The sequence below is a fragment of the Actinomyces sp. ICM47 genome (assembly GCF_000278725.1).
Taxonomy (GTDB): domain Bacteria; phylum Actinomycetota; class Actinomycetes; order Actinomycetales; family Actinomycetaceae; genus Pauljensenia.
In genome coordinates, this window is the sequence record NZ_ALCA01000127.1 from 38,945 (window position 1) to 52,144 (window position 13,200).

24 protein-coding genes are annotated in these 13,200 nt (G+C 64.4%); all 24 read left to right on the plus strand.

The genetic code is table 11. The features are described from left to right. Positions 1 to 226: 226 nt before the first annotated feature. Positions 227 to 535, plus strand: a complete 309-nt coding sequence (gene rpsJ, locus HMPREF1136_RS09255; RefSeq protein WP_003790631.1) for a 30S ribosomal protein S10 — start codon at positions 227 to 229, stop codon at positions 533 to 535. An 11-nt stretch (positions 536 to 546) separates the two neighbouring features. Next, a complete protein-coding gene (gene rplC, locus HMPREF1136_RS09260) occupies positions 547 to 1,212 on the plus strand; it encodes a 50S ribosomal protein L3 (protein ID WP_009649101.1) in 666 nt (221 codons plus the stop codon). A gap of 2 nt (positions 1,213 to 1,214) precedes the next feature. Continuing rightward, positions 1,215 to 1,859, plus strand: coding sequence for a 50S ribosomal protein L4 (gene rplD, locus HMPREF1136_RS09265; protein WP_009649086.1), 645 nt, complete (start codon positions 1,215 to 1,217; stop codon positions 1,857 to 1,859). Then, the gene (gene rplW / locus HMPREF1136_RS09270) at positions 1,856 to 2,161 is read left to right on the plus strand and encodes a 50S ribosomal protein L23 (RefSeq protein ID WP_003790626.1); all 306 of its coding nucleotides are present in this window, start codon (positions 1,856 to 1,858) and stop codon (positions 2,159 to 2,161) included. Before rplD ends, rplW begins: the two co-directional genes overlap by 4 nt. A gap of 22 nt (positions 2,162 to 2,183) precedes the next feature. After that, a complete protein-coding gene (gene rplB / locus HMPREF1136_RS09275) occupies positions 2,184 to 3,020 on the plus strand; it encodes a 50S ribosomal protein L2 (protein ID WP_009649090.1) in 837 nt (278 codons plus the stop codon). A 16-nt stretch (positions 3,021 to 3,036) separates the two neighbouring features. Beyond that, positions 3,037 to 3,318 carry a 30S ribosomal protein S19 gene (gene rpsS / locus HMPREF1136_RS09280; RefSeq protein ID WP_003790621.1) on the plus strand — a complete coding sequence of 94 codons (282 nt, stop codon included), beginning with the start codon at positions 3,037 to 3,039 and terminating at the stop codon, positions 3,316 to 3,318. Positions 3,319 to 3,347: 29 nt separating this feature from the next. Beyond that, complete coding sequence (rplV, locus tag HMPREF1136_RS09285; protein WP_003790620.1) at positions 3,348 to 3,719, plus strand: 50S ribosomal protein L22; 372 nt, start codon at positions 3,348 to 3,350, stop codon at positions 3,717 to 3,719. Position 3,720: 1 nt separating this feature from the next. After that, positions 3,721 to 4,530, plus strand: a complete 810-nt coding sequence (gene rpsC, locus HMPREF1136_RS09290; RefSeq protein WP_009649095.1) for a 30S ribosomal protein S3 — start codon at positions 3,721 to 3,723, stop codon at positions 4,528 to 4,530. 5 nt (positions 4,531 to 4,535) lie between these two features. Further along, the gene (rplP, locus tag HMPREF1136_RS09295) at positions 4,536 to 4,955 is read left to right on the plus strand and encodes a 50S ribosomal protein L16 (RefSeq protein WP_009649094.1); all 420 of its coding nucleotides are present in this window, start codon (positions 4,536 to 4,538) and stop codon (positions 4,953 to 4,955) included. Continuing rightward, the gene (gene rpmC / locus HMPREF1136_RS09300) at positions 4,955 to 5,188 is read left to right on the plus strand and encodes a 50S ribosomal protein L29 (protein WP_009649092.1); all 234 of its coding nucleotides are present in this window, start codon (positions 4,955 to 4,957) and stop codon (positions 5,186 to 5,188) included. The genes rplP and rpmC overlap by 1 nt, the downstream gene beginning before the upstream one ends. A 5-nt stretch (positions 5,189 to 5,193) precedes the next feature. Then, a complete protein-coding gene (gene rpsQ / locus HMPREF1136_RS09305) occupies positions 5,194 to 5,460 on the plus strand; it encodes a 30S ribosomal protein S17 (RefSeq protein ID WP_003790611.1) in 267 nt (88 codons plus the stop codon). A gap of 88 nt (positions 5,461 to 5,548) precedes the next feature. Then, positions 5,549 to 5,917: a 50S ribosomal protein L14 gene (gene rplN / locus HMPREF1136_RS09310; protein WP_003790609.1), complete on the plus strand. Its 369-nt coding sequence runs from the start codon at positions 5,549 to 5,551 to the stop codon at positions 5,915 to 5,917. Positions 5,918 to 5,920: 3 nt separating this feature from the next. Further along, complete coding sequence (gene rplX, locus HMPREF1136_RS09315; protein WP_009649081.1) at positions 5,921 to 6,352, plus strand: 50S ribosomal protein L24; 432 nt, start codon at positions 5,921 to 5,923, stop codon at positions 6,350 to 6,352. A 2-nt stretch (positions 6,353 to 6,354) separates the two neighbouring features. Then, complete coding sequence (rplE, locus tag HMPREF1136_RS09320) at positions 6,355 to 6,900, plus strand: 50S ribosomal protein L5 (RefSeq protein WP_009058550.1); 546 nt, start codon at positions 6,355 to 6,357, stop codon at positions 6,898 to 6,900. Positions 6,901 to 6,903: 3 nt separating this feature from the next. Then, positions 6,904 to 7,089, plus strand: a complete 186-nt coding sequence (locus tag HMPREF1136_RS09325; RefSeq protein ID WP_003790603.1) for a type Z 30S ribosomal protein S14 — start codon at positions 6,904 to 6,906, stop codon at positions 7,087 to 7,089. Positions 7,090 to 7,151: 62 nt separating this feature from the next. After that, positions 7,152 to 7,550, plus strand: a complete 399-nt coding sequence (gene rpsH, locus HMPREF1136_RS09330) for a 30S ribosomal protein S8 (RefSeq protein ID WP_009649076.1) — start codon at positions 7,152 to 7,154, stop codon at positions 7,548 to 7,550. A 15-nt stretch (positions 7,551 to 7,565) separates the two neighbouring features. Next, a complete protein-coding gene (gene rplF, locus HMPREF1136_RS09335) occupies positions 7,566 to 8,108 on the plus strand; it encodes a 50S ribosomal protein L6 (protein ID WP_009649093.1) in 543 nt (180 codons plus the stop codon). Next, positions 8,108 to 8,479 carry a 50S ribosomal protein L18 gene (rplR, locus tag HMPREF1136_RS09340; protein WP_009649074.1) on the plus strand — a complete coding sequence of 124 codons (372 nt, stop codon included), beginning with the start codon at positions 8,108 to 8,110 and terminating at the stop codon, positions 8,477 to 8,479. The genes rplF and rplR overlap by 1 nt, the downstream gene beginning before the upstream one ends. 28 nt (positions 8,480 to 8,507) lie before the next feature. Then, positions 8,508 to 9,197, plus strand: a complete 690-nt coding sequence (gene rpsE, locus HMPREF1136_RS09345) for a 30S ribosomal protein S5 (RefSeq protein ID WP_009054680.1) — start codon at positions 8,508 to 8,510, stop codon at positions 9,195 to 9,197. Further along, positions 9,197 to 9,382, plus strand: coding sequence for a 50S ribosomal protein L30 (rpmD, locus tag HMPREF1136_RS09350; protein WP_034505670.1), 186 nt, complete (start codon positions 9,197 to 9,199; stop codon positions 9,380 to 9,382). Before rpsE ends, rpmD begins: the two co-directional genes overlap by 1 nt. A 2-nt stretch (positions 9,383 to 9,384) precedes the next feature. Further along, a complete protein-coding gene (gene rplO / locus HMPREF1136_RS09355) occupies positions 9,385 to 9,849 on the plus strand; it encodes a 50S ribosomal protein L15 (RefSeq protein WP_009649091.1) in 465 nt (154 codons plus the stop codon). Positions 9,850 to 10,105: 256 nt separating this feature from the next. After that, positions 10,106 to 11,398: a preprotein translocase subunit SecY gene (gene secY, locus HMPREF1136_RS09360; RefSeq protein ID WP_009649087.1), complete on the plus strand. Its 1,293-nt coding sequence runs from the start codon at positions 10,106 to 10,108 to the stop codon at positions 11,396 to 11,398. Continuing rightward, complete coding sequence (locus HMPREF1136_RS09365; protein ID WP_009649085.1) at positions 11,395 to 11,970, plus strand: adenylate kinase; 576 nt, start codon at positions 11,395 to 11,397, stop codon at positions 11,968 to 11,970. Before secY ends, HMPREF1136_RS09365 begins: the two co-directional genes overlap by 4 nt. Positions 11,971 to 11,973: 3 nt before the next feature. Further along, positions 11,974 to 12,882 carry a type I methionyl aminopeptidase gene (locus tag HMPREF1136_RS09370; RefSeq protein WP_009649066.1) on the plus strand — a complete coding sequence of 303 codons (909 nt, stop codon included), beginning with the start codon at positions 11,974 to 11,976 and terminating at the stop codon, positions 12,880 to 12,882. The last annotated feature ends 318 nt before the right edge of the window (positions 12,883 to 13,200 follow it).

Below are 13,200 nucleotides of genomic sequence, written 5' to 3' on the forward strand. Positions count from 1 at the left end.
GAACGCCCCCTTGGGTTTGTACCCGTGGGTGGAACTCTGACAGAATGGCACGGTTGCCCCAGCGTATCTGGGGTGGCCCATGCGTGCCATCACGTATGGGTCGGGCAATATGCCCAAGATCTTTGGACAAGACGTCGGTCTGCGCGAGGGATCGCGAGCACAACGGCTGCGACACGCCCGAGTGCGGGGACCGGCGGCGAATCTGTACGAGAAGAGGTAAGACGGCATGGCGGGACAGAAGATCCGCATCCGGCTCAAGTCGTATGACCACGAGGTCATCGACAGCTCCGCGCGCAAGATCGTGGACACCGTACAGCGTGCTGGCGCCACGGTCGTGGGCCCGGTGCCGCTGCCGACCGAGAAGAACGTGTTCGTCGTTATTCGGTCGCCCCACAAGTACAAGGACAGCCGCGAGCACTTTGAAATGCGCACGCACAAGCGGCTCATCGACATCATCGACCCGACCCCCAAGGCCGTCGACTCGCTTATGCGCCTCGACCTGCCTGCGGACGTCAACATCGAGATCAAGCTCTGAGGACATCTGCAATGACTAACAAGAAGCAGCACGCTGGCGCGCCCATCAAGGCGCTGCTCGGCCGCAAGCTCGGCATGACCCAGGTCTGGGATGCCGACGGCCACCTCGTGCCCCTGACTGTCGTGCAGGTCGGCACCAACGTCGTGACCCAGGTTCGTACCGAAGAGGTCGACGGCTACTCCGCTATTCAGCTTGGCTTCGGTGAGATTGACTCCCGTAAGGTCACCAAGCCCCTGCAGGGCCACTTCGAGAAGGCTGGGGTTGCCCCCCGCCGTCACCTCGCTGAGGTCCGCACGTCCGAGCAAGACTCTTACGAGCTCGGTCAGGAACTCGACGCCGCCACCTTCGAGGCTGGCCAGTCCGTCGACGTTTCCGGCACCACCAAGGGCAAGGGCTTTGCCGGCGTTATGAAGCGTCACGGCTTCGCCGGTGTCTCCGCCTCCCACGGTGCGCACCGCAACCACCGCAAGCCCGGCTCCATCGGCGCTTGCGCGACCCCCGGTCGCATCTTCAAGGGCCTGCGCATGGCCGGCCGCATGGGTGGCAACCGTCGTACTGTTCAGAACCTGACGATCCAGGCCGTGGACACCGAGAAGGGTCTGCTGCTCATCAGCGGCGCTATCCCGGGTCCGAAGAACGGCGTGGTCCTGGTTCGCTCCTCCGTGAAGGGTGCGTGATCATGGCTGACGATCGTAACGTTGACGTCATCGACCTCGAGGGCAAGAAGGCGGGTACCGTCGTTCTCCCCGGTTCGACCTTTGACGTCCCCACCAACATTCCGCTGATGCACCAGGTTGTCGTCGCTCAGCTTGCGGCCGCTCGTCAGGGCACGCACGCGACGAAGACCCGCGGTGACGTCGCTGGCGGCGGCAAGAAGCCGTTCCGCCAGAAGGGCACCGGTAACGCTCGCCAGGGCTCCATCCGTGCGCCTCACTTCACCGGCGGCGGCGTCGTCCACGGCCCTCAGCCGCGTGACTACGACCAGCGCACCCCCAAGAAGATGAAGCAGGGCGCGCTGCGCTCCGCTCTGTCCGACCGTGCGCGCGCCGACCGCATCCACGTTGTCACCGCCCTGTTCGAAGGTGAGAAGCCCTCGACCAAGGCTGCTCTGGCCGCCCTGCGCGCCATCGTCGAGGACCGCCAGGCTCTCGTCGTCCTCGAGCGTGGCAACGAACTGACCGCGCTGTCCCTGCGCAACGTTCCCGAGGTTCACGTCCTGTGGGCCGACCAGCTGAACACGTACGACGTCCTGGACGCCGATGACATCGTCTTCACGCAGGCCGCCCTTGAGTCCTTCCTCGGTACCAAGGAGGAGACCAAGTGAGCACGATTGAAGCGGGCAAGAACCCCCGCGACATCATCCTGAAGCCGGTCACCACCGAGAAGTCGCTCGCCCTGATGGACCTGGGCAAGTACACCTTCGAGGTTGACCCCCGCGCGAACAAGACCGAGATCAAGATTGCCCTGGAGCGCATCTTCGGCGTCAAGATCGGTTCCATCGCGACCCAGAACCGCAAGGGCAAGACCTACCGCACCCGTAACGGGATCGGTAAGCGCAAGGACGTCAAGCGTGCCATCGTCACCGTGCGTGAGGGCACCATCGACATCTTCGGCGATCAGGCCTGAGGACCGAAGGGACATTTGAACAATGGGAATTCGCAAGTACAAGCCCACGACTCCGGGCCGTCGCTTCTCGTCTGTCTCTGACTTTGTCGAGATCACGCGCGACACCCCCGAGAAGTCGCTGCTGCGCCCGCTGCACAAGACCGGTGGCCGTAACAACAACGGTCGCGTGACCTCCCGCCACCGCGGCGGCGGCCACAAGCGCCAGTACCGCGTGATTGACTTCCGTCGTCACGACAAGGACGGTGTTCCTGCGACGGTCGCTCACATCGAGTACGACCCCAACCGCACCGCTCGTATCGCTCTCCTGCACTACGCGGACGGCGAGAAGCGCTACATCCTCGCTCCGTCCGGCCTCAAGCAGGGCGATCACATCGAGGCTGGCGTTGGTGCCGACATCAAGCCCGGCAACTCGCTGCAGCTGCGCAACATCCCCCTGGGTACCGTTGTGCACGCCGTCGAACTCTACCCGGGTGGCGGCGCCAAGATCGCTCGCTCCGCTGGCACCTCCGTGCAGCTCGTCGCTAAGGAAGGCCGCTTCGCCCAGCTGCGTATGCCCTCCGGCGAGATCCGCAACGTTGAGGCCACCTGCCGCGCCACCATCGGCGAGGTCGGCAACGCTGAGCAGTCGAACATCAACTGGGGCAAGGCCGGCCGCATGCGCTGGAAGGGCAAGCGCCCGCACGTCCGTGGTGTCGTCATGAACCCGGTTGATCACCCGCACGGCGGTGGTGAAGGCCGTACGTCCGGTGGTCGTCACCCCGTGTCGCCTTGGGGCAAGCCCGAGGGCCGTACGCGTCGTCCGAAGAAGGCGTCCGATCGTCTGATCGTCCGCCGTCGCAAGACCGGCAAGAACCGCTGAGTAGGAGTCGATTGAAATGCCGCGTAGTTTGAAGAAGGGCCCGTTCGTCGACGACCACCTGCTCAAGAAGGTCGACGCCGCGAACGAATCCGGCTCGAAGAACGTCATCAAGACCTGGTCGCGTCGCTCGGTCATCACCCCGGACTTCCTGGGTCTGACCATCGCCGTCCACGACGGCCGTAAGCATGTGCCCGTTTTCGTCACCGAGTCGATGGTGGGCCACAAGCTCGGCGAGTTCGCTCCCACGCGCACTTTCCGCAGCCACGACAAGGACGATCGTAAGGGACGTCGGCGCTGAGCCGGCCCCACGGAAGAAGAGGCAGATACATGGAAGCCAAGGCGCAGGCGCGATTCATCCGCGTCACGCCCCAGAAGTCCCGCCGTGTTGTGAACGAGGTTCGCGGCAAGCGTGTTCTGGAGGCCGCCGACATTCTGCGGTTCGCCCCGCAGGCCGTCGCCACCGATGTCCGCAAGGTGCTGCTGAGCGCAGTCGCCAACTCGAAGGTCAAGGCTGAGAACGCCGGCGAGACCTTCAACGAGGCCGATCTGCTCGTGCTCGAGGCATACGTGGACGAGGGTCCGACCATGAAGCGCATCCGTCCCCGTGCTCAGGGACGCGCCGGTCGTATTCTCAAGCGCACCTCCCACATCACCATCGTGGTGGGGACCAAGGAAGACAAGAAGAAGGGAGACCGCTGATATGGGTCAGAAGGTCAACCCCCGCGGGTTCCGTCTGGGAATCACGACTGACCACCGGTCTCGCTGGTTCTCCGACTCCACCACCAAGGGACAGCGCTACGCGGACTACGTGGCCGAAGACGTCGCGATCCGCAAGTTCCTGACCGACAACCTCGAGCGCGCCGGCATCGCCGAGGTGGCAATCGAGCGTACGCGTGACCGCGTTCGCGTCGACCTGCACACCGCCCGCCCGGGCATCGTCATCGGTCGCCGTGGTGCCGAGGCCGACCGCCTGCGCGTTCAGCTCGAGAAGCTGACGGGCAAGCAGGTTCAGCTGAACATCCTCGAGGTCAAGAACCCCGACCTCGAAGCGCAGCTCGTTGCGCAGGGCATCGCCGAGCAGCTCGCTGCCCGCGTGTCCTTCCGTCGTGCGATGCGTAAGGGCATTCAGTCCGCGCAGCGCGCTGGCGCCAAGGGCATTCGTGTCCAGGTGTCCGGCCGTCTGGGTGGCGCCGAAATGTCCCGCTCCGAGTTCTACCGCGAGGGCCGCGTGCCGCTGCACACCCTCCGCGCGAACATCGACTACGGATTCCACGAGGCCCGCACGACCTTCGGTCGCATCGGCGTCAAGGTGTGGATCTACAAGGGCGATATCACCGAGCGCGAGTTCGCTCGCCAGCAGGCCGAGCAGGCCCAGCGTGGCGGACGCCGCGATGGCCGCCGTGGCCCCCGCCGCGGTGGACGCCCCAACCAGGAGACCGCTGCGCAGCAGACCCCCCGTGAGGCTTCCGCCTCCGAGGCCGCTGCGCCCACGACCGGATCGGAGGCCTGAGCCCAATGCTCATTCCCCGTCGGACTAAGTACCGCAAGCAGCACCGTCCTCACCGCACTGGCTTCGCGTCCGGTGGCACCGAACTGGCGTTCGGCGACTACGGCATCCAGGCTCTTGAGGGTGCGTACATCACCAACCGTCAGATTGAGGCGGCTCGTATTGCCGTGACCCGTCACATCAAGCGTGGCGGTAAGGTCTGGATCAACATCTTCCCGGACCGCCCGCTGACCAAGAAGCCCGCCGAAACACGAATGGGTTCCGGTAAGGGTGCTCCGGAGTGGTGGGTTGCCCCCGTCAAGCCCGGACGTGTCATGTTCGAGCTGGCAGGCGTCCCCGAGGAGCTCGCTCGCGAGGCCCTCAGCCGTGCCCAGCACAAGCTTCCTATCAAGACCCGTTTCGTGGTCCGAGAGGGTGGTGACATCTGATGGCAGATAAGGGTCTGACCACCGAGGCGCTCGACGCCATGGACAATGCCCAGCTCACCAAGGAGCTGGAGAAGGCCAAGGCCGAGCTGTTCAACCTGCGTTTCGCGCAGGCCGTTGGCAACCTCGAGGATCACGGTCGCATGAAGACCGTGCGCCGCGACATTGCCCGGATCTATACCATCGCGCGTGAGCGGGAGCTTGGCTACCGCACCGCCCCGAGCACTGAGGAGTGAGCCTGATGGCAGAAACCACCGCTCGTAACGAGCGTAAGGTCCGTCGCGGCTACGTCGTCAGCGACAAGATGGACAAGACCGTTGTCGTCCAGATCGAGGACCGCGTCAAGCACGCCCTCTACGGCAAGGTCATGCGCAAGAACAAGAAGGTCAAGGTTCACGACGAGCACAACGAGTGCGGCGTCGGCGATCTCGTCCTCATCATGGAGACCCGCCCGCTGTCGGCCACCAAGCGCTGGCGCGTTGTGGAGATCCTCGAAAAGGCGAAGTGACCTTCGCTCACAGACCGAAATCCGTTCGGCAAGGCTCGACCGGTACAACCCGGGAGAGAACCGGCACGACGACAGGAGTCAATAGAAAATGATCCAGCAGGAGTCGCGACTGAAGGTCGCCGACAACACAGGGGCCAAGGAGATCCTGACCATCCGTGTTCTCGGTGGCTCGGGTCGGCGCTACGCGGGTATCGGCGACACGATCGTCGCCACCGTGAAGGACGCCATCCCCGGCGGCAACGTCAAGAAGGGCGAAGTCGTCAAGGCAGTGATCGTTCGCACGCGTAAGGAAACCCGCCGCCCCGACGGTTCCTACATTCGTTTCGACGAGAATGCGGCCGTCATCATCAACAACAATGGCGAGCCGCGTGGCACGCGTATCTTCGGCCCCGTGGGCCGTGAGCTGCGCGACAAGAAGTTCATGCGTATCGTCTCCCTCGCTCCGGAGGTGATCTGATCCATGGCAGCCAAGATTCGTAAGAATGACCTCGTGGAGGTCGTTCGCGGACGCACGTCCGACGAGCAGGCGCTGGCCAAGCGCAACGCCCGCCGCGCCGAGGAGGGCCTCGAGCCCTTGAAGCCCGGCGACAAGGGCAAGCAGGGCCGCGTCATCCAGGTGTTCCCGGCCGAGGGCAAGGTCCTCGTCGAGGGCGTCAACCTCAAGACGCGCCACGTGCGCCAGGGCCAGCAGGGTAGCGCTGGCGGCATCGAGACCATCGAAGCCCCCATCTCGCTGTCCAAGGTCGCTCTGGTCGACCCCGAGACCAAGAAGCGCGTTCGCGTCGGTTTCCGCGAGGACACCGTTGAGCGCGGCGGCCGCACCCGCACCGTCCGAGTCCGCGTGACCCGTGGCGGCGCGAAGCGCGGCGTTGAGCAGGGCAAGGAGATCTGAGCATGGCCCCGCGTCTGAAGGAAAAGTACGTCTCCGAGATCCGCGAGGCGCTCCGTGCTGAGTTCAAGCACGAGAACGTCATGCAGGTCGGCGGACTGACGAAGATCGTCGTCAACATGGGTGTCGGCGAGGCCGCTCGCGATTCGAAGGCACTCGAGGGCGCGATCCGCGACCTCACCGCTATCACCGGCCAGAAGCCCGTGACCACCCGCGCCAAGAAGTCCATCGCGCAGTTCAAGCTGCGTGAGGGCCAGGCGATCGGTGCGCACGTCACGCTTCGCGGTGACCGCATGTGGGAGTTCCTGGACCGCCTCCTCTCGACGGCGCTTCCCCGTATCCGTGACTTCCGCGGACTGTCCTCCAAGCAGTTCGACGGTCACGGTAACTACACCTTCGGTCTCACGGAGCAGTCGATGTTCCACGAGATCGACCAGGACTCGATCGACCGAGTGCGCGGCATGGACATCACGGTTGTCACCTCGGCCACCACCGACGAAGAGGGTCGCGCCCTTCTCCGTCACCTCGGCTTCCCGTTCAAGGAGGACTGACCCATGGCCAAGACATCCCTGAAGGTCAAGGCTGCCCGCAAGCCGAAGTTCGGCGTGCGTGCCTACACCCGGTGCAACCGTTGCGGTCGTCCGCACTCGGTGTACCGCAAGTTCGGACTGTGCCGCGTGTGCCTGCGCGAGCTCGCCCACCGTGGCGAACTCCCCGGTGTCACCAAGAGCAGCTGGTAAAACGAACGTCGCAGGTCCCGGGTAACCGGAGAAACCGCGACGAGGAAGGGGAATAAACCCCCATGACAATGACAGACCCGATTGCAGACATGCTGACGCGTCTGCGCAACGCGAATCGTGCGCACCACGATACGGTCTCCATGCCGTACTCGAAGCTCAAGAACGCGATTGCGAACATCCTGGTCGAGGAAGGCTACATTGCCTCGACCACCGTCGAGGATGCCCGCGTGGGCAAGACCCTGACGATCAACCTGAAGTACGGCTCGCACCGTGAGGCTGCGATCCAGGGGCTCAAGCGCGTGTCCAAGCCCGGTCTGCGCGTGTACGCCAAGTCCACCAACCTGCCCAAGGTCCGCGGCGGCCTCGGCGTGGCTATCCTGTCCACGTCCTCCGGCCTGCTCACCGACCGTCAGGCAGCCGAGAAGGGTGTGGGTGGGGAAGTCCTCGCCTACATCTGGTGATGAGGAGGCTGAACAATGTCGCGAATTGGTAAGAACCCCATCGCTATCCCCGCCGGCGTCGACGTCGTGATCGACGGCCAGAACGTGACCGTGAAGGGCCCCAAGGGCACCCTCTCTCACGTTGTTGCCGAGCCGATCACCGCGAAGATCGAGGACGGCCAGGTTGTCGTCGAGCGTCCGAACGACGAGCGCACCTCGCGTTCGCTCCACGGACTGTCCCGCACCCTGATCGCCAACATGATCGTTGGCGTGACTGAAGGCTACAAGAAGGATCTCGAGATCACGGGTACCGGTTACCGCGTGGTTGCCAAGGGCAAGGACCTTGAGTTCTCCCTGGGCTTCTCCCACACGATCACCATTACCCCGCCCGAGGGCATCGAGTTCACGATTGCGCCGAAGTCCCAGACGCTGTTCTCGGTGTCCGGTATCGACAAGCAGCTCGTCGGCGAGACTGCTGCTCGCATCCGCAAGCTGAAGAAGCCTGAACCCTACAAGGGCAAGGGCATCCACTACGTGGGCGAGACCATCCGTCGCAAGGTCGGAAAGGCTGGTAAGTGATGGCTTACTCGATCAAGGGCAAGGGCAAGTTCGTCGCTCGCAAGCGCCGTCACCTCCGCCTCCGCAAGAAGATCAACGGCACGCCCGAGCGTCCCCGTCTGGTCGTCACCCGTTCGAACCGCCACATGGTGGCTCAGGTCATCGACGATACGGTTGGCCACACCCTGGTGTCGGCTTCCGACATCGAGGCCGACGTCGCCGGTGCCGAGGGTACGAAGACCGACAAGGCTCGCAAGGTCGGCGCGCTGATCGCCGAGCGTGCGAAGGCCGCCGGTATCTCCGCCGTCGTCTTCGACCGTGGTGGTAACAAGTACGCAGGTCGCGTTGCGGCCGTTGCCGAGGCCGCCCGTGAGGGCGGACTCGAGCTGTGAACGAGCCGAAAGAAAGAGAGATCATCTGATGGCTGCACAGCAGCGAGACAGGAACGGTTCGGGCGCGGGCGAGAACAACGATCGCCGTGAGCGCCGCTCCGGCCGCGGCAACGATCGCGATAACCGCCGGAACAACGAGAACAAGAACGAGTACATCGAGCGCGTCGTTACGATCAACCGCGTGTCCAAGGTCGTGAAGGGTGGACGTCGTTTCTCCTTCACCGCCCTGGTTGTCGTGGGTGACGGCGAAGGCACGGTGGGCGTCGGCTACGGAAAGGCCAAGGAAGTTCCCCAGGCTATTTCCAAGGGCGTCGAGGAGGCGAAGAAGAACTTCTTCCGCGTCCCGATGATCCGCCGCACGATCACGCACGTGGTGCAGGGGCGCGATACCGCCGGTATCGTCCTGCTCCGACCGGCTGCCCCCGGTACCGGCGTTATCGCCGGCGGCCCGGTGCGCGCCGTCCTGGAAGCCGCGGGCGTCCACGACGTGCTCACCAAGTCGCTGGGCTCGTCCAACGCGATCAACATCGTCCACGCGACGGTTGACGCACTCAAGCAGCTCGAGCAGCCCGAGGCTGTCGCCGCTCGACGCGGCCTGCCCCTCGAGCGCGTTGCTCCCGCGTCCATGCTGCGCGCTCGCGCAGAGGGCGAGGCCGAGAAGCGCGCGGCTGCCGAGGCCGCCGAGGCCGACAAGGCCGCTGCAGGGGAGGCTAAGTGATGGCGAAGAACATCAAGATCACGCAGGTCAAGTCCTCTGCTCACGCGAAGCAGAACATGAAGGACACGCTGCGCACCCTCGGGCTGCGCAAGATCGGCCAGAGTGTCGTGCGTGAGCAGACGGAAGCCGTTCTGGGCGCCGTTCGCACCGTGCGTCACCTGGTGACCGCTGAGGAGGTCGACTGACAATGGCGGACTCCACGAAGAAGACGCAGATCGTTAAGCTGCACCACCTGCGTCCTGCCCCGGGAGCCAAGACCGCGAAGACCCGCGTGGGTCGCGGTGAGGGTTCGAAGGGTAAGACCGCTGGCCGTGGCACCAAGGGCACGAAGGCCCGTTACCAGGTTGCTGCCGGCTTCGAGGGTGGCCAGATGCCGATTCACATGCGTCTGCCGAAGCTTCGCGGCTTCAAGAACCCCTTCCGCGTTGAGTACCAGGTCGTGAACGTTGGCAAGCTCGGGGAACTCTTCCCCGAGGGCGGCAAGGTCACGGTCGAGGATCTCATCGCCAAGCACGCCGTTCGCGATTCCGCGCCCGTTAAGGTGCTCGGTTCCGGCGAACTCAGCGTGAAGCTCGAGGTTGAGGTCGACTCCTGGTCGTCCTCCGCCGAGGCGAAGATCACTGCCGCCGGCGGGTCCATCTCGGCCCGCTGAGGTCAGACGGGGGTGGTCCTTCACAGGACCACCCCCGTTATCTTTGCCCGCTCGCGCCGGAAGAAGGTTGTCAAACGATCTCTCACGCGCGAACGCATAGCCCCGGGCCTCCGGGGCGCACGCACGCCGAGTTTCGTTAAATACACGGACGTGCGTTCTGTTTAATGATTGGATCTCGCCATTTCTCACCCCTGTCGGGTAAGCTAAGTCAGTCTAGGGGCTGTGCCCCGCTGCCCATCATTCGTAGGAGGAAGCCTTGCTCGGTGCATTTGCCCAGGCGTTCCGTACCCCCGACTTGCGTCGGAAACTGCTCTTTACTCTGTTCATCATGGCCGCGTTCCGGCTCGGGTCGTTTATTCCGACGCCCGGTGTCGACTCGCAGGCTGTACAGCGCTGCATGGCGCAGGAGTCTCAGGCGTCGCTGCTTGACCTCGTGAACCTGTTCTCGGGCGGTGCTCTGCTGCAGCTCTCGATCTTCGCGCTGGGCATCATGCCCTACATCACCGCGTCGATTATCATCCAGCTGCTGCGGGTCGTGATTCCCCGATTCGACGACCTGCATAAGGAAGGACAGACGGGACAGGCGAAGCTGACACAGTACACGCGCTACCTGACGATCTTCCTCGGCATCCTTCAGGCGACGACGACGATTTCGCTGGCGCGTAGCGGCCAGCTCTTCCAGTCGTGCTCGGAGCCGGTCATTCGTGACCAGACTGTGCTGACCTTCATCATGATGATCATCGTCATGATGGCTGGCACCGGCGTCATCATGTGGCTGGGCGAACTCATCACGGAGCGCGGCATCGGCAACGGCATGTCCCTCCTGATCTTCACCTCGATTGCGGCCCGTCTGCCCGAGCAGCTGCTGTCGATCGGCCAGGCCGGCAAATGGGGTTCGGTCGCCGCTATCGTCGCGCTTCTGCTCGTCGTGGCCATCGCCGTTGTCTATGTTGAGCAGGCGCAGCGCCGAATCCCGGTGCAGTACGCCAAGCGTATGATCGGTCGCCGCCAGTACGGCGGGACGACGACGTACATCCCGCTGAAGATCAACATGGCGGGCGTTATCCCCGTCATTTTCGCCTCCTCGATCCTGGCTCTGCCTCCGATGATTGCCCAGTTCGGCAAGCCTCAGGACGCGTGGGTCCAGTGGATCTCCGGCCACTTCACGCAGGGCAGCACGTTCTACCTGACGATCTACTCCCTTATGACCCTCTTCTTCGCCTTCTTCTACACGGCGATTACGTTCAACCCGGACGAGGTCGCGGACAACATGAAGAAGTACGGAGGCTTTATCCCCGGGTATCGTGCGGGTCGCCCCACGGCCGAGTACCTGCGCTACGTGATTAATCGGATCACGTCCGCTGGCGCCCTCTACCTGGTGATTATCGCGCTCTTGCCGTCGCTGGCTATCATCCCGCTGAAGCTGTCGAGCTCGCAGATGCCCTTCGGTGGCACGACGCTCCTCATCATCATCGGCGTTGGTCTGCAGACGGTGAAGGAAATCAACACCCAGCTGCAGCAGCATCACTACGAAGGATTCCTGAAATGACAGTCGTCATCCTCCTTGGCCCTCCCGGAGCTGGCAAGGGCACCCAGGCCTCGCGCATCGCTGAGCGCCTGGATATCCCCGCCATTTCGACGGGTGACATCTTCCGCGCGAACATGGCGGAGGGCACGGAGATCGGCAAGCAGGCGCAGGCCTACATGGACCGCGGCGAGTTCGTTCCGGACTCGGTCACGAACGCCATGGTCAAGGCCCGCCTGGCAGCCCCCGACACCGCGAAGGGCTTCCTGCTAGATGGCTACCCGCGTTCCGTGGAGCAGGCTCACGTGCTGCGCGACATGCTCCTGGACCTGGGCACATCCATCGACGTCGTCCTGGAGATCCAGGTGGATGAAGACGAGGTCGTGGAGCGTATGCTCAAGCGCGCGCAGGAACAGCACCGCACCGACGACACCGAGCCCGTCATGCGCCACCGCCTCGAGGTCTACCACCAGCAGACGGAGCCCGTTGCCACGTACTACGTGGACCAGGACCTGCTCGAGGTCGTGGATGGACGCGGCACCATCGACGAGGTGACGGAGCGCATCTTCGCGATCCTGGACTCGGTGGCGAAGTAAACGATGCCTCACATCGAGCTCAAGACCGTCGAACAGCTCCGCTGGATGCGCGAGGCCGGACTGGTCGTCGCGTCTATCCACGAGGCGCTGCGGGCTGCGGTTCGCCCGGGAGTTACGACTCGGGAGCTGGACGAGGTGAGTGCTCAAGCTATTGCTGACGGCGGCGGCGCGTCCAACTTCCTCGGCTACTACGGCTATCCGGCGACGGTGTGCATCTCTGTCAACGACGTCATCGTCCACGGCATCCCCGGCGACTACGAGCTGGCCCCCGGCGACATCGTGTCTTTCGACTGTGGAGCCTTCATCGAACGAGGCGGCAAGCAGTGGCACGGCGACGCCGCGTTCAGCGTCATCGTCGGCGAGCAGTTCATTGAGGACGCGGACTTCGCGGCTGGCACACGCGCCACTGGCGCAATCGCCGGAGTCGACGAGGACCTGCTCCGGGAACGTCGCGAGCTCGACGCCGTTACGCGCGAGTCACTGTGGGCCGCCCTCGCGGGCCTCGCGACCGGCAAACGAATCAGCGCCGTCGGCAAGGCGGTCGAGACGGTTGTCGCCGAGAACGCCCTCATCAACGGCTGGGAGGCCGGCATCGTCGAAGAGTTCGTGGGACACGGCATCGGCACGAGGATGCACATGCCTCCGGACGTCCTCAACTACAACGTTCGCGGTATCCAGGCTCGCCTCAAGCCCGGCATGGTCCTCGCAGTCGAGCCGATGCTCACACGCGGAGATATTGCCTCGCAGACGGATGACGACGAGTGGACGGTGCGCACGGTCGACGGCCGCGACGCAGCCCACTGGGAGCACTCGATTGCGATCACGGCGGACGGCGTGAGCGTCCTGACCGCACGCGATGGGGGAGTGGCAGGCCTGGCACCCTACGGTGTCACGCCAGTCTCGCTCGACTGACATCACAGACGGCCTCGGGCCCGTTACTCGGTGGAGTGCCGGGCCCGAGTCTTATATCGACGAGGTCGTGGCTGCGTCGCCGATGTTCCGGGTGCCGTCGGGCCCGCCCGCCCGCCGCCCGGGTTTGCAGTGCTTTCTTGCCCTGGTGAGCCTGTCTTGGTGCCTGAGGGCGGCGGCCCGCCCGCGAGATCGCCACACGCGAGCCTGCGGCTCGGAGTGGTCGATCTCAAAGCCCGGCCAGGCCCTGCCGCCGCCCATGGGCGCCGCGGCCAGGCCCAGTAGTCCATGAGGTTCCACTGGTGCCCTCCGGGCAGCAGG

What these genes read in the sequence shown, in the direction of transcription:
- rplC (WP_009649101.1), top strand. Translation starts at nt 547, where the DNA reads ATGACTAACAAGAAGCAGCACGCTGGCGCGCCCATCAAGGCGCTGCTC.
- HMPREF1136_RS09370 (WP_009649066.1), top strand. Translation starts at nt 11,974, where the DNA reads ATGCCTCACATCGAGCTCAAGACCGTCGAACAGCTCCGCTGGATGCGC.
- rpsJ (WP_003790631.1), top strand. Translation starts at nt 227, where the DNA reads ATGGCGGGACAGAAGATCCGCATCCGGCTCAAGTCGTATGACCACGAG.
- rplB (WP_009649090.1), top strand. Translation starts at nt 2,184, where the DNA reads ATGGGAATTCGCAAGTACAAGCCCACGACTCCGGGCCGTCGCTTCTCG.
- rplN (WP_003790609.1), top strand. Translation starts at nt 5,549, where the DNA reads ATGATCCAGCAGGAGTCGCGACTGAAGGTCGCCGACAACACAGGGGCC.
- rpsS (WP_003790621.1), top strand. Translation starts at nt 3,037, where the DNA reads ATGCCGCGTAGTTTGAAGAAGGGCCCGTTCGTCGACGACCACCTGCTC.
- rpsE (WP_009054680.1), top strand. Translation starts at nt 8,508, where the DNA reads ATGGCTGCACAGCAGCGAGACAGGAACGGTTCGGGCGCGGGCGAGAAC.
- rplE (WP_009058550.1), top strand. Translation starts at nt 6,355, where the DNA reads ATGGCCCCGCGTCTGAAGGAAAAGTACGTCTCCGAGATCCGCGAGGCG.
- rpsQ (WP_003790611.1), top strand. Translation starts at nt 5,194, where the DNA reads ATGGCAGAAACCACCGCTCGTAACGAGCGTAAGGTCCGTCGCGGCTAC.
- rpsH (WP_009649076.1), top strand. Translation starts at nt 7,152, where the DNA reads ATGACAATGACAGACCCGATTGCAGACATGCTGACGCGTCTGCGCAAC.
- rplX (WP_009649081.1), top strand. Translation starts at nt 5,921, where the DNA reads ATGGCAGCCAAGATTCGTAAGAATGACCTCGTGGAGGTCGTTCGCGGA.
- HMPREF1136_RS09365 (WP_009649085.1), top strand. Translation starts at nt 11,395, where the DNA reads ATGACAGTCGTCATCCTCCTTGGCCCTCCCGGAGCTGGCAAGGGCACC.
- rplV (WP_003790620.1), top strand. Translation starts at nt 3,348, where the DNA reads ATGGAAGCCAAGGCGCAGGCGCGATTCATCCGCGTCACGCCCCAGAAG.
- rpsC (WP_009649095.1), top strand. Translation starts at nt 3,721, where the DNA reads ATGGGTCAGAAGGTCAACCCCCGCGGGTTCCGTCTGGGAATCACGACT.
- HMPREF1136_RS09325 (WP_003790603.1), top strand. Translation starts at nt 6,904, where the DNA reads ATGGCCAAGACATCCCTGAAGGTCAAGGCTGCCCGCAAGCCGAAGTTC.
- rpmD (WP_034505670.1), top strand. Translation starts at nt 9,197, where the DNA reads ATGGCGAAGAACATCAAGATCACGCAGGTCAAGTCCTCTGCTCACGCG.
- rplR (WP_009649074.1), top strand. Translation starts at nt 8,108, where the DNA reads ATGGCTTACTCGATCAAGGGCAAGGGCAAGTTCGTCGCTCGCAAGCGC.
- rplD (WP_009649086.1), top strand. Translation starts at nt 1,215, where the DNA reads ATGGCTGACGATCGTAACGTTGACGTCATCGACCTCGAGGGCAAGAAG.
- rplF (WP_009649093.1), top strand. Translation starts at nt 7,566, where the DNA reads ATGTCGCGAATTGGTAAGAACCCCATCGCTATCCCCGCCGGCGTCGAC.
- rplP (WP_009649094.1), top strand. Translation starts at nt 4,536, where the DNA reads ATGCTCATTCCCCGTCGGACTAAGTACCGCAAGCAGCACCGTCCTCAC.
- rpmC (WP_009649092.1), top strand. Translation starts at nt 4,955, where the DNA reads ATGGCAGATAAGGGTCTGACCACCGAGGCGCTCGACGCCATGGACAAT.
- rplO (WP_009649091.1), top strand. Translation starts at nt 9,385, where the DNA reads ATGGCGGACTCCACGAAGAAGACGCAGATCGTTAAGCTGCACCACCTG.